The 23,990-nt window shown below is 68.4% G+C and carries 21 protein-coding genes and 1 pseudogene; 14 read left to right on the top strand and 8 right to left on the bottom strand.

The genetic code is table 11. From position 1 onward, the window contains the following. Position 1: 1 nt before the first annotated feature. From AC5P9I_RS11590 to AC5P9I_RS11605, 4 genes and pseudogenes are all read left to right on the top strand, one after another. Entirely contained in the window at positions 2–580 is a 579-nt protein-coding gene (locus tag AC5P9I_RS11590) for an O-methyltransferase (RefSeq protein WP_049470031.1), read from the top strand. A 107-nt stretch (positions 581–687) separates the two neighbouring features. Further along, complete coding sequence (locus tag AC5P9I_RS11595) at positions 688–1,455, top strand: pseudouridine synthase (RefSeq protein ID WP_407617924.1); 768 nt, start codon at positions 688–690, stop codon at positions 1,453–1,455. A 129-nt stretch (positions 1,456–1,584) separates the two neighbouring features. Then, a pseudogene (locus AC5P9I_RS11600) lies at positions 1,585–1,746 on the top strand (pseudouridine synthase); the annotation flags it as partial. 145 nt (positions 1,747–1,891) lie between these two features. After that, positions 1,892–2,038 (top strand): hypothetical protein, encoded by a 147-nt coding sequence (locus tag AC5P9I_RS11605; RefSeq protein ID WP_407617923.1) that lies wholly within the window; start codon positions 1,892–1,894, stop codon positions 2,036–2,038. 75 nt (positions 2,039–2,113) lie between these two features. Here the strand turns inward: AC5P9I_RS11605 and AC5P9I_RS11610 are convergent, their stop codons facing one another. Further along, positions 2,114–2,662 carry a DUF2059 domain-containing protein gene (locus AC5P9I_RS11610; protein ID WP_370596897.1) on the bottom strand — a complete coding sequence of 183 codons (549 nt, stop codon included), beginning with the start codon at positions 2,660–2,662 and terminating at the stop codon, positions 2,114–2,116. A 113-nt stretch (positions 2,663–2,775) separates the two neighbouring features. On the opposite strand from AC5P9I_RS11610, the gene arfB reads away from it, so the two are divergent. The 3 genes from arfB (at position 2,776) to dcp (ending at position 6,081) form a co-directional block, all read left to right on the top strand. Then, positions 2,776–3,207, top strand: coding sequence for an alternative ribosome rescue aminoacyl-tRNA hydrolase ArfB (arfB, locus tag AC5P9I_RS11615; protein WP_049466719.1), 432 nt, complete (start codon positions 2,776–2,778; stop codon positions 3,205–3,207). Between the two features lie 4 nt (positions 3,208–3,211). After that, the gene (locus AC5P9I_RS11620; protein WP_049466721.1) at positions 3,212–3,814 is read left to right on the top strand and encodes a lysophospholipid acyltransferase family protein; all 603 of its coding nucleotides are present in this window, start codon (positions 3,212–3,214) and stop codon (positions 3,812–3,814) included. Between the two features lie 110 nt (positions 3,815–3,924). Then, positions 3,925–6,081, top strand: coding sequence for a peptidyl-dipeptidase Dcp (gene dcp, locus AC5P9I_RS11625; RefSeq protein ID WP_049466723.1), 2,157 nt, complete (start codon positions 3,925–3,927; stop codon positions 6,079–6,081). A 209-nt stretch (positions 6,082–6,290) separates the two neighbouring features. Here dcp and AC5P9I_RS11630 read toward each other — a convergent pair whose 3' ends face one another. Both AC5P9I_RS11630 and AC5P9I_RS11635 read right to left on the bottom strand, forming a co-directional pair. After that, positions 6,291–6,737 (bottom strand): 3-dehydroquinate dehydratase, encoded by a 447-nt coding sequence (locus AC5P9I_RS11630; protein WP_004153636.1) that lies wholly within the window; start codon positions 6,735–6,737, stop codon positions 6,291–6,293. Positions 6,738–6,740: 3 nt separating this feature from the next. Further along, the gene (locus tag AC5P9I_RS11635) at positions 6,741–7,142 is read right to left on the bottom strand and encodes a hypothetical protein (protein WP_049466725.1); all 402 of its coding nucleotides are present in this window, start codon (positions 7,140–7,142) and stop codon (positions 6,741–6,743) included. Between the two features lie 203 nt (positions 7,143–7,345). Here AC5P9I_RS11635 and lepB point away from each other — a divergent pair, with 203 nt between their 5' ends. After that, the gene (gene lepB / locus AC5P9I_RS11640) at positions 7,346–7,972 is read left to right on the top strand and encodes a signal peptidase I (protein WP_049466727.1); all 627 of its coding nucleotides are present in this window, start codon (positions 7,346–7,348) and stop codon (positions 7,970–7,972) included. Positions 7,973–8,098: 126 nt separating this feature from the next. Next, positions 8,099–9,355 carry an MFS transporter gene (locus AC5P9I_RS11645; RefSeq protein WP_049466730.1) on the top strand — a complete coding sequence of 419 codons (1,257 nt, stop codon included), beginning with the start codon at positions 8,099–8,101 and terminating at the stop codon, positions 9,353–9,355. Positions 9,356–9,487: 132 nt separating this feature from the next. Here the strand turns inward: AC5P9I_RS11645 and AC5P9I_RS11650 are convergent, their stop codons facing one another. Continuing rightward, positions 9,488–10,405, bottom strand: coding sequence for a LysR family transcriptional regulator (locus AC5P9I_RS11650; protein ID WP_049466732.1), 918 nt, complete (start codon positions 10,403–10,405; stop codon positions 9,488–9,490). Positions 10,406–10,694: 289 nt separating this feature from the next. Beyond that, entirely contained in the window at positions 10,695–11,663 is a 969-nt protein-coding gene (locus AC5P9I_RS11655) for a LysR family transcriptional regulator (RefSeq protein ID WP_049467986.1), read from the bottom strand. A 110-nt stretch (positions 11,664–11,773) separates the two neighbouring features. Between AC5P9I_RS11655 and aceB the strand changes: the two genes are divergently transcribed. From aceB to AC5P9I_RS11675, 4 genes are all read left to right on the top strand, one after another. Next, a complete protein-coding gene (gene aceB, locus AC5P9I_RS11660; RefSeq protein WP_049467984.1) occupies positions 11,774–13,396 on the top strand; it encodes a malate synthase A in 1,623 nt (540 codons plus the stop codon). 64 nt (positions 13,397–13,460) lie between these two features. After that, positions 13,461–14,762, top strand: coding sequence for an isocitrate lyase (aceA, locus tag AC5P9I_RS11665; RefSeq protein WP_049467982.1), 1,302 nt, complete (start codon positions 13,461–13,463; stop codon positions 14,760–14,762). A gap of 415 nt (positions 14,763–15,177) precedes the next feature. Then, on the top strand, positions 15,178–16,218 hold the full coding sequence (locus AC5P9I_RS11670; RefSeq protein WP_049467980.1) for a GGDEF domain-containing protein: 1,041 nt from the start codon (positions 15,178–15,180) through the stop codon (positions 16,216–16,218). 13 nt (positions 16,219–16,231) lie between these two features. Continuing rightward, positions 16,232–18,724, top strand: coding sequence for a putative peptide modification system cyclase (locus AC5P9I_RS11675; protein ID WP_164082518.1), 2,493 nt, complete (start codon positions 16,232–16,234; stop codon positions 18,722–18,724). A gap of 7 nt (positions 18,725–18,731) precedes the next feature. On the opposite strand, the gene AC5P9I_RS11680 is transcribed toward AC5P9I_RS11675, so the two are convergent. Continuing rightward, on the bottom strand, positions 18,732–19,028 hold the full coding sequence (locus AC5P9I_RS11680; protein WP_130768367.1) for an NHLP-related RiPP peptide: 297 nt from the start codon (positions 19,026–19,028) through the stop codon (positions 18,732–18,734). A 138-nt stretch (positions 19,029–19,166) separates the two neighbouring features. Here AC5P9I_RS11680 and AC5P9I_RS11685 point away from each other — a divergent pair, with 138 nt between their 5' ends. Next, entirely contained in the window at positions 19,167–20,333 is a 1,167-nt protein-coding gene (locus AC5P9I_RS11685) for a putative peptide maturation dehydrogenase (RefSeq protein WP_053461862.1), read from the top strand. A gap of 19 nt (positions 20,334–20,352) precedes the next feature. On the opposite strand, the gene AC5P9I_RS11690 is transcribed toward AC5P9I_RS11685, so the two are convergent. Beyond that, positions 20,353–22,368, bottom strand: a complete 2,016-nt coding sequence (locus tag AC5P9I_RS11690) for an acetyl-CoA carboxylase biotin carboxylase subunit (protein WP_414608175.1) — start codon at positions 22,366–22,368, stop codon at positions 20,353–20,355. Between the two features lie 8 nt (positions 22,369–22,376). Beyond that, positions 22,377–23,987, bottom strand: coding sequence for a carboxyl transferase domain-containing protein (locus AC5P9I_RS11695; protein WP_130768369.1), 1,611 nt, complete (start codon positions 23,985–23,987; stop codon positions 22,377–22,379). Between the last annotated feature and the right edge of the window lie 3 nt (positions 23,988–23,990).

Below are 23,990 nucleotides of genomic sequence, written 5' to 3' on the forward strand. Positions count from 1 at the left end.
GGTGCTGCAGGCGCTGAAGGATGAGCTGGCGCGCTTCGGCGCCGAGAACGACGCGCGTGAAAGCCAGCGCGGCCGCCGCATGCTCAACATCACGCCGGACACCGGCGAATTCCTGTCGGTGCTGGTGCGTTTCGGCAATGCGCGACGGGTGCTGGAAATCGGTACCTCCAACGGCTACTCCACGCTGTGGCTGGCCGAGGCCGCCGCCGCCATCGAAGGCCACGTGACCACGCTGGAATTTGCCGAGGACAAGGCGGCGATGGCGCGCTCCACGTTCGCGCGCAGCGGGTTGGCCGCGCACATCACGCTGGTGCATGGCGATGCCGGGCAGTGGTTGGCCGAGGCCGCCGAAGGCAGCATCGACCTGCTGTTCCTCGATTCGGACCGCGCGCAGTACGCCGGCTGGTGGCCGCAGCTGCGCCGTGTGCTGCGGCCGGGGGGCCTGCTGGTGGTGGACAACGCCACGTCGCACGCGGTGGAGATGGAGCCGTTGCGGGCGCTGCTGGACACTGATCCGGCGTTCAGCACCAGCCTGGTGCCGGTGGGCAACGGCGAGCTGCTGGCCGTGCGCAACGGCTGACCGCCGCGCCACACACCCGTGATCCGGTAGTGCCGGCCGCTGGCCGGCAACCGCAGCAATCCAACTGCCCGGAGGCAGCCGGCCAGCGGCCGGCTCTACCCCATTCAGTGCCCAGCCCCGATAATCCTGCGGTGAGTACCGAACCTGACACCCTCGCCGCGGTCGAGACTGAAACCGTGCCCCTGCAGCTGCTGCACCTGGACGAGCGCTTGGCTGTGGTCAACAAGCCCGCCGGGCTGATGGTCCACGACAGCAAGCTGGCCCGAGGCGAGGACGACTTCCTGGCCGACCGCCTGCGCGAGCAGCTGGGCCGCCCGATCTTCCTCGTGCACCGCCTGGACCGGGCCACCAGCGGCTGCCTGCTGCTGGCCTTCGACCGCGAGACCGCCAGTGCGCTGGGCAAGGCGCTGATGGGTGGCGAAGTGGCCAAGGACTACCTGACGGTCTGCCGGGGCTGGCCGGCCGAGCTGTCGTGGCGGGTGGACCATGACCTGGATGGTGGGCCGGGCAAGCCGGTGAAGAAGCCGGCGATCACCGATTTCCAGCGCCTGGCCACCGGCGAGCTGTCGGTGCCGGTGGGTGAATTCACCCGCTCGCGCTACGCGCTGCTGCGCTGCCAGCCGCAGACCGGGCGCTTCCGGCAGATCCGCCGGCATCTCAAGCACCTGTCGCACCACATGATTGGCGATACCAGCCACGGCGATGGTCGCCACAACCGCATCTTCCGCATACAGGGTGTGCATCGCATGCTGCTGCACGCCGAGCGCCTGCGCTTCCCGCATCCCGATGGCGGCGCCGTGGATGTCAGTGCGCCGCTGGACCGTGAATTCCAGAAGGCGCTGGACCTGTTCGGCTGGCAGGTGGACACCGTTTGACGGTAGTGCCGGCCGCTGGCCGGCAGCTGCGTGATGCCAGATGTACTGGGAGCCGGCCAGCGGCCGGCACTACCTCATTTCTTTTCCGGTTCGTTGACGATCGCTTCCAGGTCCTTCTGCAGCTCTGCAAACAGGATCTTCCGCATGCAGGGCGTGCATCGCATGCTGCTGCACGCCGAGCGCCTGCGCTTCCCGCATCCCGATGGCGGCGCCGTGGACGTCAGTGCGCCGCTGGACCGTGAATTCCAGAAGGCGCTTGACCTGTTCGGCTGGCAGGTGGACACCGTTTGACGGTAGTGCCGGCCGCTGGCCGGCAGCTGCGTGGTTCCAGATGTATTGGGGAGCCGGCCAGCGGCCGGCACTACCTCATTTCTTTTCCGGTTCGTTGACGATCGCTTCCAGGTCCTTCTGCAGCTCTGCAAACAGGACCTTCCGCATGCAGGGCGTGCATCGCATGCTGCTGCACGCCGAGCGCCTGCGCTTCCCGCATCCCGACGGCGGCGCCGTGGATGTCAGTGCGCCGCTGGACCGTGAATTCCAGAAGGCGCTGGACCTGTTCGGCTGGCAGGTGGACACCGTTTGACGGTAGTGCCGGCCGCTGGCCGGCGGCTGCGTGATTCCAGATGTACTGGGGAGCCGGCCAGCGGCCGGCACTACCTCATTTCTTTTCCGGTTCGTTGACGATCGCTTCCAGGTCCTTCTGCAGCTCTGCAAACAGGGGCTGCATGCGGGCCTGGATGGCCACCATCACGTTCTGCATCAGCGCCGGGGTCTTGTCCAGCAGGCTCTGGCCGGCCGCGCTCTCGTAGAACTCGGCCATTGCCAGCACGTCTTCCTTGCTGAAGGTCTTCTTGTACAGGTCCACGTACATCGGCCGCAGCTGTTGCCACGACATCGCCTGGCGCAGGGTCTGGCTGGTCCGGGCCTGGATCCGCTTCAGCTGTTCCTGCTGCTGGGCGGTGAGCTGGCGCTGCGCGGCCACCTGCTGGAACTGCTGCTGCTGCATGGCTTCGATCTGCGGCACCATGGTGTCGATCATGCTCTGCGCGCGCGAGGCCGACAGCAGGCGGTTGATGTCGCCGTCGGTCGGCGGGGCGGCCAGGGCCGGAACGCTGGCCACGGCCAGCGCCAGCAGCAGGGCGGCGCGGCGCAGCAGGGACGGCAGGGCGGGTGTGAAGCGGGTCATGCGGGGCTTCCTGCGGTACATGGGACCGCCAGCATACCCGCAGCCCAGGCGAAGGCGGCGTGTTCGGTGCCTGATCGGCGGCATACGGGGCGCGATGGCGCACTCCACCACGTGCCTGCCGCTACAATGCGCGGATGGGCAGTGGACCGGTCACCATCAGCGCGCAGCTTGAAATCCCCGACGGCGAGATCGTCGAGCGGTTCGTGCGCGCCAGTGGCGCCGGCGGCCAGAACGTCAACAAGGTGTCCACTGCGGTGGAACTGCGTTTCGACGTGGCCAACTCGCCCTCGTTGCCCGAACCGTTGCGCGCGCGGCTGCTGGCGCGGCGTGACCGGCGCATGACCGGCGAAGGCGTGCTGGTCGTCGACGCGCAACGTTTCCGCACCCAGGATCGCAATCGCGAGGATGCGCGCGAGCGGCTGGCGGCCTTCATCCAGGCCGGGCTGAGCGTGCCCAAACCGCGCAAGGCCACCAAGCCGACCCTCGGGTCGAAACTGCGTCGTCTGGACGCCAAACGCGGGCGCGCGCAGATCAAGCGCGGGCGCTCATCACGTGACTGGGAGTGATTGCTTGAACAACCCGACTTCGTTGCTGCCGGCCGTGCCGCCGCAGATGCCGCAGGTCAAACCCAACGCCTTCCTGCGCTGGCTGGCGCGCTGCACCCTGCGCCTGGGGGGCTGGAAGGTGACCGGCACCCTGCCTGACATCCCCAGGCTGGTCTTCATCATTGCCCCGCATTCGTCCAACTGGGACGGGCTGTGGGGCATGGCAGCGAAGATCGCGCTGGGCATGAAGGTAAAGGTGCTGGGCAAGGCGTCGCTGTTCTGGTGGCCGCTGGGCCCGCTGCTGCACCGGCTGGGCGTGATCCCGCTTGATCGCAGCTCGCCGCAGGGCACGGTGGGCCAGGCCGTGGACCTGCTGCGCAACAACGAGAAGATGTGGTTCGCCATCACCCCCGAGGGCACCCGCAAGGCGGTGAAGGACTGGAAGGCCGGCTTCCTGAAGATCGCCCGGATGGCTGACGTACCGATCCTGACCGCGTATTTCCACTATCCGGAAAAGACCATCGGCATCGGTCCGCTGTTCACCCCGAGCGGCGACGATGTGGCCGACATGGCTGCCATCCGGGAGTTCTACCGGCCCTGGATCGGCAAGACCCGCGGCACGGTCTGAGCCGGTTGCAGGCCGCCGCACAGACGCCACGTCCGGCACATGCCGGGCGAGCGCGACAGGAGTAGGGTGGAGGGCTGGTATCCATACCGTCTGCCCAAGGAGCGTTTTACATGTCGCGTACCGTAGTCCTGGCCGCCGCCATCAGCCTGGCGCTGGCGGCCTGTTCCGGCAAGGAGTCCACCCCCGTGTCCGATGCCCAGAAGACCCCGGCCCAGCAGCCGGCCGAAGCCTCCACCAATCCGCTGCTGAGTGCCAGCACGCTGCCGTTCCAGGCCCCGCCGTTCGACAAGATCAAGGACAGCGACTACCTGCCGGCGTTCGAAGAGGGCATGCGCCAGCACCTGGCCGACGTGCGCAAGATCGCCGACAGCAGCGAGCCGGCCACCTTCGACAACACCATCGTGGCGATGGAGCGCAGCGGCGAGACCCTGACCCGCGTGTCGCGCATCTTCTTCGGCCTGGTCCAGGCCGACACCAACGATGCTCGCCAGAAGATCCAGGAAGAAGTGGCGCCGAAGCTGGCCGCGCACCAGGACGAGATCAACCTCGACCCGAAGCTGTTCGCGCGCGTGAAGTCGCTGTACGACCAGCGTGACACGCTGGAGCTGGACCCGGTGCAGAAGCGCCTGGTCGAGCACTACTACGATGGCCTGGTACGCGCCGGTGCGCAGCTGTCCGACGCTGACAAGGCGACCCTGCGCAAGCTCAACGTGGAAGAGACCACCCTCTCCACCCAGTTCCATACCCGCCTGGTGGCCGCCACCGCCGCTGCGGCCGTCGTCGTCGACGACAAGGCCAAGCTGGCCGGCCTGGACGAGGATGCGATCAACAACGCCGCGGCCGCCGCCAAGGAACGCAAGCTGGACGGCAAGTTCCTGCTGCCGCTGCAGAACACCACCCAGCAGCCGGTGCTCGGCTCGCTGAGCGATCGCGACCAGCGCGCCGCCGTGCTGAAGGCCTCGGAGACCCGCGCCGAGCGCGGTGATGCCAACGACACCCGGCAGACCGTGCAGCGCCTGGCCCAGCTGCGTGCGCAGAAGGCCAAGCTGCTCGGCTTCGACACCTTCGCCGACTACCAGCTGGGCGACCAGATGGCCAAGACCCCGGCTGCCGCGCTCAAGCTGCTGACCGACACCGTGCCGGCCGCCACCGCCAAGGCGCGCGCCGAAGCCGGTGAGATCCAGAAGGTCATCGACGCGCAGAAGGGCGGATTCCAGGTCTCCGCATCGGACTGGGACTACTACGCCGAGCAGGTGCGCAAGGCCAAGTACGATCTGGACGAGTCGCAGATCAAGCCGTACTTCGAACTGGACAACGTGCTGCAGAACGGCGTCTTCTACGCCGCCACCCAGCTGTACGGCATCACCTTCAAGCCGCGCACCGACATTCCGACCTACAACCCGGACATGAAGGTGTACGAAGTGTTCGACAAGGACGGCACCTCGCTGGCCCTGTTCTACACCGACTACTTCAAGCGTGACAGCAAGTCCGGCGGCGCCTGGATGGACGTGTTCGTCGAACAGGACGGCCTGACCGGTGCCAAGCCGGTGGTCTACAACGTCTGCAACTTCACCAAGCCGGCCGCCGGCCAGCCTGCGCTGATCAGCTTCGACGACGTCACCACCATGTTCCATGAGTTCGGCCATGCGCTGCACGGCATGTTCTCGAACGTGAAGTACCCGTCGATCGCCGGCACCGCCACCTCGCGCGACTTCGTCGAGTTCCCGTCGCAGTTCAACGAGCACTGGGCGCTGGACCCGAAGGTGTTCGCCAACTACGCCAAGCACTACAAGACCGGCGAGGCGATGCCGCAGGAACTGGTCGACAAGATCCTCAAGGCGCGCAGCTTCAACCAGGGCTATGCGACCACCGAGTACCTGTCGGCCGCGCTGCTGGACCTGGCCTGGCACACCCAGAAGGCCGATGCGCCGCTGCAGGATGTCGGCGCCTTTGAAGCCAGCGCGCTGAAGAAGTTCAAGGTCGACCTGCCGCAGGTGCCGCCGCGTTACCGCACCACCTACTTCGACCACATCTGGGGTGGTGGTTACTCGGCCGGTTACTACGCCTACTTCTGGGCCGAAGTGCTCGACCATGACGCCTACCAGTGGTTCACCGAGCACGGTGGGCTGACGGCGGCCAACGGCCAGGAGTTCCGCGACAAGATCCTCTCGCGCGGCAACAGCGTGGAGCTGTCGACCCTGTACCGCGATTTCCGCGGCAAGGATCCGTCGGTGGAACCGCTGCTGAAGTTCCGCGGGCTGAAGTAAGCGTGACCTGAAGTACGAAAGAAATAACGGCGGGGAAACCCCGCCGTTTTTCGTTGCGTGGATGCCATCGACAGATTCCGCAGTGTGCCGCTCATCCACGCAGGGCGTGCATCCACTGCAGATCGCGTCATCCCACGGAATGCCAGCCGTTGCCGTCGAGGTTGCCGGCCAGCGGCCGGCACTACCGGGTACCGGGCACCGCCCGGCCATCACGTTCCCACGTGCACCCGGTTGGCCTGTTCGGCCAACCCCAGGTGATCCAGCGCGATATCCAGCGCCAGCACGTAGCTCTGCGCGCCATAGCCGGCGGCGATGCCCAGGCGCTGGCCGACACCGGCCGGCAGGCAGGGCTCGGCCACCGCGCCGTCGTCGTGGACCTCCACGTAGGCATTGTGCAGGTAGGGCAGCAGGCGTTGCAGGCGCAGGCTGTTGGCGCACGCGCCCGGGTCGAGCAGCGTCACTTCGCCGCGGCTGTGATCGGCCACGCGCAGCGCATCGAGCAGTTCCTGTTCCGACCCGCAGGCGCGGATCGCCACGCTGGTTCCGGCGTCGATCGCGCGATGCACCAGCGACTTCAGTACTGGCGCCGGCAGTGGCATCGCGGTACGGATCAGTGCGCCGGCCGCTTCCGGGCCGCGGATGATGAAGATCGACATGGCTCAGCCCTCCTCTGCCAGGCGACGGCCGACGATGGCCAGCGACAACGGGTACCCGGCCTGCTGGCTGCGCTGGTCGACCACCACGGCGGCCGGACCGTGCTGCAGGCGCAGGCGCGCGTCCAGGCCGGGCTCGCTGGGCGACTGCAGTTCGATGTACTGCGCCGGCAGCCGCTCCAGCGCCGCCTGCAACGCGCCGCCCTCGGCCTGCCATTGCGCGTCGTCGGCCACGCCGACATCCAGCAGCACCCAGTCGGCCGAACGCGCCTGCGGCTGGCACAGGCACTGGCGCACTTCGGACAGGCTGGCGCAGTCGCTGCACAGCACGCGATGGCCGGCCAGCTGTGCCGGCAGTTGGGGACGCGGTGCCGACGAAGAGGCGTGGCGGATCACCAGGAGGGTCATACAACACCTTGCGGAATGCGCCCTGTGGCGCGGTGGGCACACGATGCGCGTGGTGCCCGTAAAGGTGCGATGCCCGCAGCCGGGCCGGCGCGTAAAACCTGCGTAACCCCTTTCGTAGCGCCGGGCCCAGGCTCGCAGGGCGGCGCGGGAACCTCTCCCGCCCGGATGTGGTCTGATGCAGCTACCCTCACCCGGAGCCTGTCATGGATGCTGTTGCCCGTCCTCCCCTTCCCGAACGCGCGCTGCTCTGGCTGAAGAAGGAAGCATTGCCGCTGCTGGTGATGCTCGGCCTGCTCGCCGCGGCCCGCGATACCCTGGCCAACCACTACGTGGTGCCCAGTGGCTCGATGCAGCCCACCCTGCAGCCCGGCGACCGGGTGGTGGTGGACATGCGTGCCTATGGCCTGCGCCTGCCGTTCACCGGCAAGGAACTGATGTCCACCGGCGTTCCGCAGCGTGGTGAAGTGGCGGTGTTCGATTCACCGGCCGACGGCACCCGGCTGATCAAGCGCGTGGCGGCGGTGGCCGGTGACCATGTGCAGATGCGCGAGGGCCATCTGAGCATCAACGGCCAGCCGCTGCAGATTGCCGACCTGCAGGACGTGGAAGCCTTCGGCGAGCGCAGAGCCCGCCTCGATCTGGACATGGGGGGCGGTCCGGACATCGCTGACCTGGTGGTGCCGGCGGGCAAGGTGCTGGTGCTGGGTGACCACCGTGGCAACAGCTTCGACGGCCGCTTCTTCGGTTTCGTCGATGCCGACAAGATCTATGGCCGCGCGGTGGCGGTGTACTACCGCCGCGGTGCCGGTTTCGAGTGGCAACGCCTTTAAGCTGAATTGATACTTCCTATATATCAATCCTGATCTATCAGGTTATGGATCGACTGGATCGACGGGCCTAGTCTGAGGCCCGTTCCCTCCCATGCCCGGCCGTCCCCCCACCGGCCCATCGATCCCATGACTGGCGAAACCGCGGCGGCCGTCGAACGCCGCCCCCACACTGTCGACTCCAGCGCCGAAACCCGCATCCAGCAGGGAACGCCGGCCTTCCGCCGCACCGCGCTGGCACTGTTCCTGGCCGGCTTTTCCACCTTCGGCCTGCTGTATACCGTGCAGCCGCTGCTGCCCGAGTTCAGCCGCCACTTCGGCGTGTCGGCCGCCGGCAGCGCGATGTCGCTGTCGCTGACCACCGGCACGCTGGCCGTGGCAATGCTGTTGGCCGGCCTGCTGTCCGACGCGGTCGGCCGTCGCCCGTTGATGATCGTCGCGCTGCTGGCCTCGGCCATGCTGTCGCTGAGCACGGCGCTGGTGGATGACTGGACCACGCTGCTGGTGCTGCGCACCCTGCTCGGCCTGGCACTGAGCGGTGTCCCGGCGGTGGCGATGACCTACCTGGTCGAGGAAATGGACAGCCGCGCGCTGGGCCTGGCGATGGGCCTGTACATCGGCGGCAACGCCATCGGTGGCATGAGCGGGCGCCTGCTGGCCGGCATCATCGCCGATCACTGGGGCTGGCGCTGGGGCATCGGGGTGGTCTCGATCATCGCCGTGGCCAGCACCGTGCTGCTGTGGCTGCAGCTGCCGCCGTCGCGCCATTTCCATCCCCGCCGCGATGGCCTGCGCCAGTTGCCGTCGCGCTGGCGCCTGCTGTTCGCCGACCCGGGCCTGCCGTGGCTGTTCGCCACCTCGTTCGTGCTGATGGGCGTGTTCGTCACCCTCTACAACTACCTGGGCTACCACCTGCTGGCGCCGCCGTACCACCTCAGCCAGACCGTGGTCGGCCTGATCTTCAGCGTGTACCTGGTGGGCACCTTCAGTTCGGCGTGGATGGGCCAGCAGGCCACGCGGTACGGGCGCGGCCGCATCCTGTCGATCTCGTTCGCGCTGATCGGCGCCGGCATCGCGCTGCTGGCGATGCCGTGGCTGAGCACGATGGCGCTGGGCATCGCGCTGGTGACCTTCGGCTTCTTCGGCGGCCACTCGGTGGCCAGCAGCTGGGTTGGCAGCCGCGCCGGTACGATGCGCGCCGAGGCCTCGGCGCTGTACCTGTTCGCCTACTACCTGGGCTCCAGCGTGCTGGGCGGTGTGGGGGGGCTGGCCTACGCGGCCTGGGACTGGCTGGGCGTGTGCGCGTTCGCCGCCGCGCTGACCCTGATCGGCGGTGGCATCGTCTGGGCGCTGCAGCAGCGCGCCCCGCAGCCGGTCACCGCGTGACCCACCGCGTACGGTCGTGCCGGCCGCTGGCCGGCATGCCGGCCCATGTGGGGTTGCCGAGGTAGAGTCGACTGTTAGTCGACTGCTCTTCCATCAGACCGCGAAAACCCCCGCGCTGCGCCCGATAGTCGACTAACAGTCGACTCTACCGGCGAACGCCCCGCGCAGCAGCCCGGCGAAGTTGCGGATCAGTGGCGTGACGCGCTCGCGATGCCACGCCAGCTGTACCTCCGAATGCGCGCCGGCGTCGGCCAGCGCGACGAAGCGTGCGCCTTCCACCCGGATGTGGTCGCAGGACGATGGCAGGATCGCCGCGCCCAGCCCGGCGGCGGCCAGACTGATCAATGTCGACGCCTCGCCGGCTTCCTGCACGATGCGCGGCGTGAACCCGGCGGCCGCGCACAACGCGATCATGTGGTCATGGATGCCCGCGCCCGCACTGCGGCGAAATGCCACGAACGGCTCCTGTGCGAAGTCGCGCAACGACACCGTGCCCTGCTTCGACAGCCTGCGCAGGGCAGGGTGGTCGGCATGCACGATCAGCGCCAGCGGATCGACGAACAGGCTGTGCGCCACCAGCTCCGGCGGCAATGCGCGCTTGCGGATGATGCCTACGTCCAGGCGGCCCTCCAGCAGCGCATCGATCTGCTGCAGGGTGTTCATCTCGCTCAGCTGCAGCCGCACCTGCGGGTACTGCTGGCGGTAGCGCAGGATCGAACGCGGAATCTGCGGCGACAGCGGCGTGGCGCGGGTCAGGCCGATATGCAGTTCACCCTGCTCGCCGCGCTGCGCACGCTGCACCTCGTCCACTGCGGTTTCCACCTGCTGCACGATCGCGCGCGCGCGTTCCTGCAACAGCTCCCCAGCAGGCGTCAGCTGCACGCGGCGATGGCTGCGCACGAACAGGCGCGCCCCGATCAGTTCCTCCAGCTGGCGGATCTGCTGGCTGAGCGGTGGCTGCGACATGCCCAGCCGCTCCGCCGCCTGGCCGAAGTGCAGCGTATCGGCGACAGCGAGGAAGTAGCGCAGGTGACGGAGTTCGATGGACATGGGTCCAGTTTATTCATCGTCAGCCGGAAATGAATCAGAGGCGGGGTCAGAGCCCGTTGCGCCGCAACGGGATCCGACCCCGCCCACAGTTCGCAGAAAACTGTCGAAGGCGGGGTGGGTCCGGTTGCGGGGGCGTGAGCGCCATGGATGGCGCGACCGAGCCTCCATGGACGGATTTACGGCGTCCCCCGTAACCGGACCCACCCCGCCATCCCACGGAAAGCCCGCTGTCGCCGTTGCTGTTGCTTCGGCCTCTGCGGGTGCAGGGCGCAGCCCTGCCGAACACCCCTCACCGCTCTGAATGCCCGCTCTGGTCGTAATCGCGCGGACTGAACAACTCCGGCTGGATCAGCTCGATGAACGCCCGCGCCTGCGCCGACAGTGCCTTGCCACGGCGCACGATCACCCCGTAGCTGCGCTCGGGGAACCAGCGCTTCATTGATCGCGCCGCCAGCCGCTCGCGGTCGGCCTCGTGCAGGCACAGCGCCGGCACGATCGAAATCCCCATGCCCATCGCCACGTACTGCTTGATCACCTCCCAGCCGCCCACCTCCAGCGCCACCGTGTAGGCGATGCGGTGGCGCTGGAACACCTGGTCGACCAGGCGGTAGGTGATCTGCCGCTTCGGCGGCAGCACCAGCGGATAGCGCGCGATGTCAGCCAGCTCCAGCTCGCCACCGGCAGCCAGAGGATGGTCGTGCGGTGCGATCAGGACCTGCTCGAAGCGGTAGGCCGGGGCGTAGGTCAGGTCGGCCGGTACATCGGTCATCGAACCGATTGCCAGGTCGGCGGCATCCTCGCGCAGCAGGTCGGTGCCATCGGCGCTGATCGCGTTGTGCAGGGTCAGGCGCACGTCCGGGTGGTGCAGGCGGAAGCGCTCGACGATCTTCGGCAGCAGGTACAGGATCGTCGAACTGTTGGCGGCGATGTTCAGCTCGCCCGCATCCAGGCCGCGCACCTTGTCGCGGAAGCGGGCCTCCAGCCCGTCCAGGTTCTCCACCAGCGGCTGCGCCATTTCGAACAGCAGCTGGCCCTCGCGGCTGGGCACCAGGCGGCGCCCGCTGCGCTCGAACAATGGCACCCCCAGCTCCCGTTCCAGGGCCTGCAACTGCAGGCTGATGGCCGGCTGGCTGACGAACAGCGCCTCAGCCGCCCGTGAGACCGAACCCAGGCGCACGGTCTGGCAGAACGCGCGCAACGGCTTCAGCCGATCCGATTTGTAGGAAAAACGCGGACTTGGCGGGGTGCGTGTGCTCATCGTGTCACGAGTATTAGCACAACTTATGTAGAACATTGCAAAAACTGTTTTGCCAAATACTCAGGCCCGGCGGCACCGTGGAGTCGTTCCCCCACCGCTGGAGTCGCCCCATGTCCGCCGTCGCTTCCGCTGTTCCCACCCCCGCCGCGAAGGCCACCCCCGGTATCGCCCTGGCGACCCGCGTGGCCGGCCAGGACACCCTGCTGCCGGCGCCGCTGCTGGCCCTGCTGGTGTCGCTGCACCGTGCGGTGGAACCGGGCCGGCAGGCACGGCTGCAGGCCCGCCGTGAACGCCAGGCGTTCTTCGACCAGGGCGGCCTGCCGGACTTCCGCGAGGACACCGCCGCGATCCGCAGCGGCGACTGGCGCGTGGCGCCGCTGCCGGCCGCGTTGCAGGACCGCCGCGTCGAGATCACCGGGCCGACCGACCCGAAGATGGTCATCAACGCGCTGAACTCCGGCGCCAAGGTGTTCATGGCCGACTTCGAGGATTCGACCTCGCCGACCTGGCGCAACCTGCTGGCCGGCCAGCAGTCGCTGGCTGCGGCGGTGCGCGGCGATCTGCAGTACACCGCCCCCAATGGCAAGCACTACACGCTGCGCCCGTACGACGAACAGGCGGTGCTGATCGTGCGCCCGCGTGGCTGGCACCTGGACGAAAAGCACGTGCGCATCGACGGCCAGTTCCTCGCCGGTGGCCTGTTCGACGCGGCGGTGTTCGCCTTCCACAACGCCCGCACCCTGCAGGCGAAGGACCGTGGCCCGTACTTCTACCTGCCCAAGCTGCAGAGCATGGAAGAGGCGGCGCTGTGGGAGACCGCGCTGTCGCACATCGAGGGCATGCTGGGCCTGCCGCACGGCCAGATCAAGGTGACCGTGCTGATCGAAACGCTGCCGGCGGTGTTCGAGATGGACGAGATCCTGCACGCGCTGCGTGACCGCATCGTCGGCCTGAACTGCGGGCGCTGGGACTACATCTTCTCGTACCTGAAGACCTTCCGCCGCCACGCCGACCGCGTGCTGCCCGAACGCGGCCAGGTGACCATGACCCAGCCGTTCCTGAAGGCGTATTCGGAACTGCTGATCCAGACCTGCCACCGCCGCGGTGCGCATGCGATGGGCGGCATGGCCGCGCAGATTCCGATCAACAACGATGCCGCCGCCAACGAACAGGCGATGGCCCGCGTGCGCGCCGACAAGCTGCGCGAAGTCAGCGCCGGCCATGACGGTACCTGGGTCGCGCACCCGGCGCTGATCCCGGTGGCGATGGCGATCTTCGACGAGCACATGCCCGGCCCGAACCAGCACGGCGTGCTGCGCCAGGATGTGCGCGTCGGCCGCGACGAACTGATCGCGCGGCCGCCGGGCACCATCACCCGCGCCGGCTTCGATGGCAACGTGGAAGTCTGCGTGCGCTACCTGGCCGCCTGGCTGGATGGCAACGGCTGCGTGCCGATCCACCACCTGATGGAGGACGCGGCCACCGCCGAGATCAGCCGCAGCCAGCTGTGGCAATGGCTGCACACGCCGGGCCAGCAGCTGGATGACGGCACTGCGATCGACCTGGCCCTGCTGGATGCCACCCTGGCGCAGCTGCCGGCGCGGCTGGGCGACACCACCGCGCTGCCCGGCGGCGCGCGCATCGGCGAGGCCATCGCCCTGCTCGGCGAACTGAGCCGCAGTGATGAACTGACCGATTTCCTGACCCTGCCGGCCTACGCGCGCATCGATTGACCGACTGCCCGCCCTCCCGCCGTTTCCCTCCCCGCTGTACGCACGAACCGAACTGGAGAAAGACATGAGCACGCTGCCCACTGCCGAACAGATCCAGCACGACTGGGACACCAACCCGCGCTGGGAAGGCATCCAGCGCAACTACAGCGCCGCCGACGTGGTGCGCCTGCGCGGCACCGTCCACATCGAGCACTCGCTGGCCCGCCTGGGTGCGGAGAAGCTGTGGGCGTCGCTGCACGAGCGCGAGTTCGTCAACGCGCTGGGTGCGTTGACCGGCAACCAGGCCATGCAGCAGGTCAAGGCCGGGCTGAAGGCGATCTACCTGTCCGGCTGGCAGGTGGCGGCCGACGCCAACCTGGCTGGCCAGATGTATCCGGACCAGTCGCTGTACCCGGCCGATTCGGTGCCGGCGGTGGTCAAGCGCATCAACAACACGCTGCTGCGCGCCGACCAGCTGCACCACGCCGAAGGCAAGGACGAGATCGACTTCCTGCAGCCAATCGTGGCCGATGCCGAGGCTGGCTTCGGCGGCGTGCTCAACGCCTTCGAACTGATGAAGGCGATGATCGAGGCCGGTGCTGCCGGCGTGCACTTCGAGGACCAGCTGGCCTCGGTGAAGAAGTGCGGCCACATGGGCGGCAAGGTGCTGGTGCCGACCCGCGAGGCGATCGAGAAGCTCAATGCCGCGCGGCTGGCCGCCGATGTGCTGGGTGTGCCGACCCTGCTGGTGGCGCGCACCGATGCCGAAGCGGCGGATCTGCTGACCAGCGACATCGACGGCAACGACAGGCCGTTCACCACCGGTGAGCGCACCGTCGAAGGCTTCTACAAGACCCGCAACGGCCTGGACCAGGCGATCAGCCGCGGCCTGGCCTATGCGCCCTACGCCGACCTGGTGTGGTGCGAGACCGGCAAGCCGGACCTGGAGTTCGCACGCAGGTTCGCCGAGGCGATCCACGCGAAGTTCCCGGGCAAGCTGCTGGCCTACAACTGCTCGCCCAGCTTCAACTGGAAGAAGAACCTGGACGACGCCACCATTGCGAAGTTCCAGCGCGAACTGGGCAGCTACGGCTACAAGTTCCAGTTCATCACCCTGGCCGGGTTCCATGCGTTGAACTACGGCATGTTCAATCTGGCCCACGGCTACGCACGCCGCCAGATGAGCGCGTTCGTCGAGTTGCAGGAAGCCGAGTTCGAAGCGGCCGAGCGTGGCTTCACTGCGGTCAAGCACCAGCGCGAGGTCGGTACCGGCTACTTCGACGCGGTGACCCAGGCGATCCAGCAGGGCCAGTCGTCGACCACCGCGCTGACAGGCTCCACCGAGGAAGAGCAGTTCCATGGCGGGCGCAGCGAACGCGCCGCGTGATCCGGTAGTGCCGGCCGCTGGCCGGCAACCCATCGATGTTTCCGAAGCCCATGCAGCTGCCGGCCAGCGGCCGGCACTACCGGGCACCGGGTGATCAGGGTGGCCAGGGAAGGGCCAGACAACGCCGGCCGGTCGGGGGACCTGCCGGCGTTGTTGTATCGATGCAAGCAGGCGGCCAGCGGGCAGCGTCAATCAGGCGCACCCCGGCCCCGGCAACTTGGCCGAAACCCTGTGAAACCCGGCATCGGATTGATCCGGCAAGGGTTTTGCCCGGACACCGGTGACCAGAACGGGCCACCGCCGATCTTCACATCCGGGAAGCGGGGCGGAAGGCTCAAAATGAGATAGGACGCACACTTTAAAGCGGTGCTATGCTCCGCGGCTCACCAGGGGACGCTGGCGGCGGGTGCAGGGAATGACCGGCAGGGGTGCGGCCGAGAACAGTGATATGACGACAGGTATCGCCCGCGTGGCGATGGCCGAGATCGTGCACGCGCTGTTGTCCGATGCCGAGGTGGCATTGTTTGCCAGATTCGCCCGCCCATGCAAGCTTCATGCCGGACAGTGGCTGTTCCAGCGTGGCCACCGCGGCGAGCGCATGTATGTGATCCTCGACGGCCAGATCGAACTGGACTTCGGCGAGGACCTGGTGATCAAGACGCTCGGGCGGCACGAGTTCTTCGGAGAACTGGGCCTGCTGGTCGGCGATCACCTGCGCAGCGCCAGCGCGCGTGCGCTGGTCGACTGCGATGTGCTGGAGCTGGGGCCGGCCGACTTCCACCGCTTGGTCGAATCCGATCCCGGGCTGGTGGCGTACTTCCTGCGTCGCACGATCATGCGCGTGCTGACCAACGAACAGGCCCTGATCAGCCAGCTGCGCCGCCGCAACCACGACCTGGAAACCGCGCTGGACAACCTGTACATCACCACCCACCAGCTGACCCACACCCGTGAGCTGGTGCGAACCGATGAGCTGACCGGCCTGCACAACCGCCGCGGCCTCACCCTGTACCTGCAGGAATGCCGCGTGCATGCCGACGGGCCACCGCAGGCACTGCTGCTGATCGACTGTGACCGCTTCAAGCAGATCAACGACCGCCATGGCCACCAGGCCGGCGACCGCGTGCTGCAGAGCATGGGCAACATCCTGCGCTCGATGGCCGGCGAGCAGGACCTGGCATGCCGGCTCGGCGGCGATGAGTTCTGCCTGATCCTGCGCCGCGGCAACCGCGAGATCGTGCAGCACGCGGCCGAGTTCATCATCAGTGCGGTGCATGGCCTGCTCGAGCGCAGCCATGGCACGCCGCATGTGAGCCTGGTCAGCATCGGTGCCTGCCTGCTGGCGCCGGAGGCAGGCTGGAGCGAGTGGTATGCCTGCGCGGATCGTGCGCTGTACCAGGCCAAGCGCGATGGCGGCAACTGCCTGCGCTGGGCGGATGATCCGGACGGCCAATAGGGAGAGGCAGGCGATGAATGGCGACAACGGAACGTCAGCCCCGCATAGCCCCCAGCTACGCGCCCTGCTGTTCACCGATCTGTGTGATTCGCTGCAGCTGGTCGAGCGGATCGGCGATGTGGCGGCGGCAAGCCTGTTCCAGGAACACGACCGCCTGGTACTGGTGCTGCAGCAGCGCTGGAACGGCCAGCTGATCGATCGCTCCGATGGTTTGTTCATGCTGTTCGAGCGCGCCGTCGACGCACTGGGCTTCGCCCTGGACTACCAGCGCGAACTGCACGCGCTGGGCCAGCAGCGCACGATTGAACTGCGCGCGCGCGCCGGCCTGCACGTGGGCGACGTGCTGACCTGGGAGAACAGCGCCGAAGCGGTTCGCGCCGGTGCCAAGTCGATGGAAGTGGAAGGCCTGGCCAAGCCGATGGCCGCGCGCCTGATGACGCTGGCCCGCCCCGGCCAGATCCTGCTGTCGGCGGTCGCCGAATCGCTCACCCGCCGCGCCACCGATGCACTGGGTGAGCGTGGCGCGCGCCTGCTGTGGAAGTCGCACGGGCGCTGGCGCTTCAAGGGCGTGCCGGTGGTGCAGGAAGTGATCGAAGTGGGCGAGATCGGCTCGGCGCCGCTGCGCATGCCGCGCGCCAACGCCAAGGCGCGCCGCGACCTGCCGCTGTGGCGGCAACCGCTGGTGATGGCCGCCGAAGGCCTGATCCTGGCCGCGGCCGTGCTCGGCGGCTGGCTGCTGCTGCGGTCGGAGCCGGCCATTGCCTTCGCCGAACGTGACTGGGTGGTGCTTGGCGATGTCGACAACCTCACCGGCGATCCGATCTTCGATGACTCGATGCGGCACGCGATCCGGATCGCGCTGGAGCAGTCGCGCTACGTGAACGTGCTGTCGGAAGGCAAGATCCGCGAAAGCCTGGAGATGGCGCGGCTCTCGGGCGATACCCGGCTCAACCGCGATACCGCGGTCGATGTGGCGGTGCGTGAGGGCGCGCGCGCGGTGCTGCTGCCGACCGTGCGGCAGAAGATCGGTGGCTACGAGCTGGCCATCGATGTTGCCGCGCCGGGCAGTGGCCAGGTGATCCAGACATTCACCGCCACCGCCGATCGATCCGACCAGATGGTGTTCGCGGTGGACGACGTGGTCGGCCGCCTGCGTCGCGGACTGGGCGAGTCGGTGGCCAGCCTCGAGCAATCGCTGCCGCTGCCGCGCGCTTCGACCCAGGACCTGCGCGCGCTGCGTGCGTTCGCGCTGGCCGAAAGCGCGCTGGGCCAGCGTCGCTTCGAGGAGGCACGCAACCTCTACCAGGCCGCGATCGACATCGATCCCGGTTTTGCCCTGGCCTACATGGGCGTGGCCAAGCTGCATGCGCGCGTCGAGGAAGGGCGGCGCGCGCGCGAAGCCATGCAGCACGCGCTGGACCTGCAGGATCGCCTGCCGCCACGCGAGCGGCTGTACCTGAAGGCCTGGATGGCCGAGCTGGAGCCCGGTGGCTGGCCACTGGAGCACTGGCGCACGCTGGCCAAGGTCTATCCGGATTCGTTCGCCGGGCTGTCCAACACGTCCTGGTACCTGTTGCAGGCCAACCAGTTCAGCGAGGCCGAACCTTATGCGCGTGCGGCCGCGGTGCCGCAGGATCCGCTGCGCCTGTATCCGCTGGTCCACCTGGTGCGGATACAGATCGCCGCCAACCAGCCGCAGCTGGCGGCCGAGACGCTGGCCCAGGCACAGGTCCTGCGCGGTCGTGATGACGCCGATGAGACAGGTGTGGACGTGCTGGTCGCGCAGGGCCAGTACGCCAAGGCCGCGCAACTGCTGCCGCAGATCCGTGCCGCCGATGCCCTGCAGCAGCGCATGAAGCTGCGCGCGCAACTGCTGCTGGCGGCCGCGCAGCGCGATTGCGCGGCCATGCAGCAGGCGGTACGCGAAGACGCACCGGCGCCGACGCTGGTCGACTTCCAGGTGCAGCAGCGACTGCAGCACGCCAGCGTATCGGCGCTGTGCGGCACGGCGGACCGGACCGCACTACAGGTGACCGCCGCACTGCTGCAGCCGATGCTGCAGGACCGCGATGATCCCATGCTGCATGCGCGTGGCCTGCAATGGCTGGCGCTGGTGCACCTGGCCCAGCGCCAGGGCCAGTTCGAGCTGGCCAGGCGCTGGCTGGACGAGCAGCGGCCGCTGCTGCACAGCCTGCGCAGTCCGGTCGCGGAACGCTGGCTGCGTATCGTCAGCGCGGAGGATCAGCTGCAGATGCAGCGACCGGATGCCGCCCGCACCCTGATCGAGCCGATGCTCGACGGCAACGAGCCGGTGCAGGCCCACGTGGTGCTGCTGCTCGCGTTGCGTGCGCAGGGCGACGACGCGGCCGTGCGCCGGCAGCAGGCCTGGCTGGCCCAGCACCGTGGCCGGGCGATTGCCGAGGTCACCGCGCTGCAGGTATGGCAACCGCTGAACGTGCATGACGTCTCGACCTGGGCGACGCCGGCCGAGACGGGCGCACCCTGATGGCGGCTCAACCGTCGATGCGTTCGCCGACCCTGCCCGCTTCGAAGCAGAACACCACCGTCATGGCTGCCACCGAACCGGACAGATGGGCCTGCAGTGCATCGCGCACCCGGCGCAGCTCCTCGGCCGGCGCCAGGGTGTCGATCTTCATGCAGTCGCTTTCACCGACGGCCGCATCCAGGCCGATCGAGGCCAGCGCCTCGCCCGGCGCAGCAGTGAAGTGGCGGCGGAAGTCGTCATTGCCGATCAGATGGTCCAGCAGGGTGCTGGCGTCCGCAGCGGAGAGGCGGGGATGGGTGCTCATGGGGAACGTCCGTAGGTGGAGCTACTCGTATCGGCCGCGACAGCCTGCCATTGAGGGCCGGGCGGTGCACATCGCTAAAGTTGGCCGCGCTGCGGTCGTTGCTGCTATGCCGGCTGTGCGGCACAAGGAAGGAAACCGATGCGCCTGCGCCGCTGCGCCAGCCTGATGTTCGAGCCGCGCGAGGCGGTCACCCTGGACCTGCGCGCGATGCTGGCCGGCCATGCCGAGATGGACAGCCAGATCAGCTGGGTGGCGCTGGCCGCCCATCTGGACCAGCCGCTGCCGGTCGATGCCGAGGAGCGCCAGCTGCTGGGCGAGCTCAGCGCGCACCGCTGGAGCGAACCGCCGGCCGATGCGTCCCCGGCCATGCTGGCCCGCCTGGTCGAACAGGGCCTGCTGCTGACCGACCCACCGAGCGAGGTGGGGCACCAGATGCGCGACGAGGCGCTGCGGCGCAGCCAGTGGTGGCCGTTGGCCGCGCTGGCCCATCGCCACGCGCGCTGGCAGGCCGTGGACAGCGTGGACGACATGCGCCGGCAGGGCCTGGACACCGCCGCCGGCCTGCGCCAGCGCCTCGGGCCGCCGCCGCCGGTGGTGCAGCCGATGCAGGGCGACTACCAGCCACTGCCGCGCAGCGAAGAGGCGGCGTTCGACGCCCTGCTGGCGCGCCGCACGACCTGCCGCAACTTCGACCCGCAGCGCGCGCTGCCACTACCGCTGCTGGCCCAGGTGCTGCAGCGCACGCTGATGGCCCACGCGGTGCAGAAGGTCGAGCGTGATACCGAGTTCCTGAAGAAGAACGTGCCTTCCGGTGGCGGCCTGCATCCCACCGAGGGCTTCCTGCTGGTGCAGAACGTGGAAGGACTGGCACCGGGCCTGTACCACTATCATCCGGTGCAGCACGCCGTGCTGCCGCTGCCGTCGCCGCCGCCGCAGGCGTTGCCTGCGATGGCACGGCGGATGCTGTCCGGGCAGGCGTGGTTCGCCGATGCGCCGGCGCTGCTGGTGCTGGCGCCGCGCTATGACCGCTGCTTCTGGAAGTACCGCAACCATGCCAAGGCGCACCGTGCGGTGACGCTGGACGTGGGCCACATTTCGCAGTTGCTGTACCTGTGCGCCACCGAGCGCGGGCTGGCAGCGTTCGTGACCGCGGCGATCAACGATGCCGATGTCGATCGTGCCTTCGGCTTCGATGGCATCGGCCAGAGCGCGATGGCCATCTGTGGCCTGGGCTGGCGCAGCGCCACGCTGGATACGGCCGAATTCGATCCGGCCGGGCGGGTGGTGGCGGGCGACGGCCCCTGAGCGGCCGCCGCCCCGGCGATCAGGCCGCCTCGAAGTCCACCAGCACCGCGCCGTCGCCGACCTGGTCGCCGGCCTTGGCACGGTACCCCTTCACCGTGCCATCGGCCGGTGCCTGCAGGGTGTGCTCCATCTTCATTGCCTCCAGCACCACCAGCGGCGTACCGCGCTTGACCTCGGTACCGGCAGCGACCAGCGTGGCCACGATCTTGCCCGGCATCGGGGCCAGCAGGCTGCCGGCGTCGGCCACGGCATGGTCCGATTCACTGACCGGATCGTGCAGGGTGAAGCGATGCTGGCCATCGGCACCGAACAGGTACAGCTGGTCGCCGTCACGCAGCAGCTGCAGTGTCCAGCGGCGCCCGCCCAGCTGCACCGCCAGCCCGCGTACATCGGCCGTGCCGATCACCCGCACCGGTGCTGCGTCATCGCACTGCACGCGCCAGCCATCGGCCTGCGCCCACACCTTCAGCGTGTGCCGGCGCTCGCCCTGCTGCAGCGGCAGCACGCGCGGCGCGCACGCGCCCAGGCGCCAGCCACCCTGTGACTGCCACGGCGAATGCGGATCACGCGCGTCGGTGCTGGCGGGTGCCGTGCTTGCCACTGCGGCCACGGCGGCCAGCAGCCACAGGTCCGCACCCGCATCGCCGACGGCACTCAATGCCGCCTGTTCGCGTTCGATCAGCGCGGTATCCAGCCTGGCCTGCGCGAACGAACCGGTATTCACCAGGCGGCGCAGGAAACCAGCGTTGGTGGTCACGCCCACCACCTGGCAGTCGGCCAGTGCCTGACTCATGCGGCGCAGCGCGGCGTCGCGGTCCACGTCCCAGACGATCAGCTTGGCGATCATCGGATCGTAGTACGGGGTGATGCTGTCGCCTTCCTCCACGCCGGTATCGACGCGCACGTGGGCCGACGCTGCCGGCAGGCGCAGGCGGCGCAGGGTGCCGGTGGACGGCAGGAAGCCACGATCGGCATCTTCGGCGTACAGCCGCGCTTCGATCGCGTGGCCACGGATGGCCAGCTGGTCCTGGCGCAGCGGCAGCGGCTGGCCCGAAGCCACGCGCAGCTGCCACTCCACCAGGTCGGTGCCGGTGATGTACTCGGTGACCGGGTGCTCGACCTGCAGGCGGGTGTTCATTTCCATGAAGTAGAAATCGCCGTCCGGACCGGCGATGAACTCCACCGTGCCGGCACCGACGTAGCCCACCGCGCGCGCCGCATCGACCGCGGCCTGGCCCATCGCGGCGCGGCGCTCGGCACTCATGCCTGGGGCGGGAGCCTCTTCCAGGACTTTCTGGTGGCGGCGCTGCACCGAGCAATCGCGCTCGAACAGGTAGACCGCTTCACCGTGGCTGTCGCCGAACACCTGGATCTCGATATGGCGCGGCCGTTCGACGTACTTCTCGACCAGCACGTGGTCGTTGCCGAACGCCGAGGCTGCCTCGCGCTGGCAGCTGGCCAGCGCATCGACGAAGTCCTCGCTGCGCTCGACCTTGCGCATGCCCTTGCCACCGCCACCGGCGCTGGCCTTGATCAGCACCGGGTAACCGATGCCATCGGCCTGTGCGCGCAGGAAGTCCGGCGCCTGCTGGTCACCGTGGTAACCCGGCGTCAGCGGCACACCGGCCTTGGCCATCAGCGCCTTGGCCGCGCTCTTGTCACCCATCGCACGGATCGCGCTGGGCGGTGGCCCGATGAAGGTGATGCCGGCGGCGGCGCAGGCATCGGCGAAGTCGGCGTTCTCCGACAGGAAGCCGTAACCGGGGTGGATGGCCTGTGCGCCGGTAGCGCGCGCGGCGTCAAGCAGGGCATCGCCACGCAGGTAGCTCTCGCGTGCGGCGGCCGGGCCGATGTGGACGGCTTCGTCGGCCAGGCGCACATGGCGTGCGTTGCGGTCGGCATCGGAGTACACCGCCACGGTGGCGATGCCGAGGCGGCGGCAGGTGGCGATGACGCGGCAGGCGATTTCGCCGCGGTTGGCGATCAGGACTTTGCTGAACATGGCAACGTGCTTCATAGGAGCGTGCTCGGTCATGGCACGGGTCACATGCGGAACACGCCGAAGCGCGTCTGCTGCGGGGCGGCGTTGAGGCTGGCCGACAGCGCCAGCGCCAGCACCTGGCGGGTGTCGGCCGGATCGATCACGCCGTCGTCCCACAGGCGCGCGCTGGCGTAGTACGGGTGGCCCTGCTGTTCGAACTGGTCGCGGATCGGTGCCTTGAAGGCATCCTCTTCCGCCGCCGGCCACTGGCCGCCCTTGGCTTCGATGCCATCGCGCTTGACCGTGGCCAGCACACTGGCGGCCTGCTCGCCGCCCATCACGCCGATGCGCGCGTTCGGCCACATCCACAGGAAGTTGGGCGAGTACGCACGGCCGCACATGCCGTAGTTGCCGGCACCGAACGAGCCGCCGATGACCACGGTGAACTTGGGCACCTTGGCACAGGCCACCGCCATCACCAGCTTGGCGCCGTCCTTGGCGATGCCGCCCTGTTCGTACTTGCGGCCGACCATGAAGCCGGTGATGTTCTGCAGGAACACCAGCGGGATGTTGCGCTGGGTGCACAGCTCGATGAAGTGCGCGCCCTTCAGGGCCGACTCGGAGAACAGGATGCCGTTGTTGGCGATGATGCCGATCGGGTAGCCGTTCAGATGGGCGAAACCGGTCACCAGCGTTGCGCCGTAGCGCGGCTTGAACTCGTCGAAGCGCGAGCCATCCACCAGCCGCGCGATCACCTCGCGCACGTCGTAGGGCTTGCGCGTATCGGCCGGGATCACGCCATACAGCTCATGGGCCGGCAGCAACGGCGCTTCAGGGGCCTGCACCGCCATCGCCGGTTCCGGCTTGCGCCAGTTGAGCTGGGCGATGATCGCGCGCACCCGTGCCAGCGCCTGCAGATCGTTGTCGGCCATGTGGTCGGCCACGCCGGAGATGCGGGTATGCACGTCGGCGCCCCCCAGTTCCTCGGCCGTCACCACTTCACCGGTGGCCGCCTTCACCAGCGGTGGGCCGCCGAGGAAGATCGTGCCCTGTTCGCGCACGATCACGGTCTCGTCGCTCATCGCCGGCACATAGGCGCCACCGGCGGTGCAGCTGCCCATCACGCAGGCGATCTGCGGAATGCCCTGCGCCGACAGGTTGGCCTGGTTGTAGAAGATGCGGCCGAAATGATCGCGGTCGGGGAAGACTTCGTCCTGCAGCGGCAGGAACGCGCCGCCGGAATCGACCAGGTAGATGCAGGGCAGGTGGTTCTGCTCGGCGATCTCCTGCGCGCGCAGGTGCTTCTTCACCGTCATCGGGTAGTAGGTGCCGCCCTTGACCGTGGCGTCGTTGGCCACGATCACGCATTCCACGCCGCTCACCCGGCCGATGCCGGCCACCACGCCCGCGGCGGGCACGGCGTCTTCATACATGCCGTGCGCGGCCAGCGGCGCGATTTCCAGGAAGGCGCTGCCGGGGTCGAGCAGGGCGTCGATGCGCTCACGCACCAGCAGCTTGCCGCGTGCGGTGTGCTTGGCGCGCGCCGCCTCACTGCCACCCATCGCGGTGCGGGCCAGGGTGGCATGCAGGTCGTCGACCACGGCCTGCATGGCCGCGCGGTTGCTTTCAAACGTTTCGCTGCCCGGTTGCAGCTGGCTGGTCAGGACGGTCATCGC

The sequence above is a fragment of the Stenotrophomonas sp. YJH_SMC_29 genome, assembly GCF_059371235.1.

What these genes read in the sequence shown, in the direction of transcription:
- AC5P9I_RS11605 (WP_407617923.1), top strand. Translation starts at nt 1,892, where the DNA reads ATGCAGGGCGTGCATCGCATGCTGCTGCACGCCGAGCGCCTGCGCTTC.
- AC5P9I_RS11610 (WP_370596897.1), bottom strand. Translation starts at nt 2,662, where the DNA reads ATGTACCGCAGGAAGCCCCGCATGACCCGCTTCACACCCGCCCTGCCG.
- arfB (WP_049466719.1), top strand. Translation starts at nt 2,776, where the DNA reads ATGGGCAGTGGACCGGTCACCATCAGCGCGCAGCTTGAAATCCCCGAC.
- dcp (WP_049466723.1), top strand. Translation starts at nt 3,925, where the DNA reads ATGTCGCGTACCGTAGTCCTGGCCGCCGCCATCAGCCTGGCGCTGGCG.
- AC5P9I_RS11630 (WP_004153636.1), bottom strand. Translation starts at nt 6,737, where the DNA reads ATGTCGATCTTCATCATCCGCGGCCCGGAAGCGGCCGGCGCACTGATC.
- AC5P9I_RS11635 (WP_049466725.1), bottom strand. Translation starts at nt 7,142, where the DNA reads ATGACCCTCCTGGTGATCCGCCACGCCTCTTCGTCGGCACCGCGTCCC.
- lepB (WP_049466727.1), top strand. Translation starts at nt 7,346, where the DNA reads ATGGATGCTGTTGCCCGTCCTCCCCTTCCCGAACGCGCGCTGCTCTGG.
- AC5P9I_RS11645 (WP_049466730.1), top strand. Translation starts at nt 8,099, where the DNA reads ATGACTGGCGAAACCGCGGCGGCCGTCGAACGCCGCCCCCACACTGTC.
- AC5P9I_RS11650 (WP_049466732.1), bottom strand. Translation starts at nt 10,405, where the DNA reads ATGTCCATCGAACTCCGTCACCTGCGCTACTTCCTCGCTGTCGCCGAT.
- AC5P9I_RS11655 (WP_049467986.1), bottom strand. Translation starts at nt 11,663, where the DNA reads ATGAGCACACGCACCCCGCCAAGTCCGCGTTTTTCCTACAAATCGGAT.
- aceB (WP_049467984.1), top strand. Translation starts at nt 11,774, where the DNA reads ATGTCCGCCGTCGCTTCCGCTGTTCCCACCCCCGCCGCGAAGGCCACC.
- aceA (WP_049467982.1), top strand. Translation starts at nt 13,461, where the DNA reads ATGAGCACGCTGCCCACTGCCGAACAGATCCAGCACGACTGGGACACC.
- AC5P9I_RS11670 (WP_049467980.1), top strand. Translation starts at nt 15,178, where the DNA reads ATGACCGGCAGGGGTGCGGCCGAGAACAGTGATATGACGACAGGTATC.
- AC5P9I_RS11675 (WP_164082518.1), top strand. Translation starts at nt 16,232, where the DNA reads ATGAATGGCGACAACGGAACGTCAGCCCCGCATAGCCCCCAGCTACGC.
- AC5P9I_RS11680 (WP_130768367.1), bottom strand. Translation starts at nt 19,028, where the DNA reads ATGAGCACCCATCCCCGCCTCTCCGCTGCGGACGCCAGCACCCTGCTG.
- AC5P9I_RS11685 (WP_053461862.1), top strand. Translation starts at nt 19,167, where the DNA reads ATGCGCCTGCGCCGCTGCGCCAGCCTGATGTTCGAGCCGCGCGAGGCG.
- AC5P9I_RS11690 (WP_414608175.1), bottom strand. Translation starts at nt 22,368, where the DNA reads ATGACCGAGCACGCTCCTATGAAGCACGTTGCCATGTTCAGCAAAGTC.
- AC5P9I_RS11695 (WP_130768369.1), bottom strand. Translation starts at nt 23,987, where the DNA reads ATGACCGTCCTGACCAGCCAGCTGCAACCGGGCAGCGAAACGTTTGAA.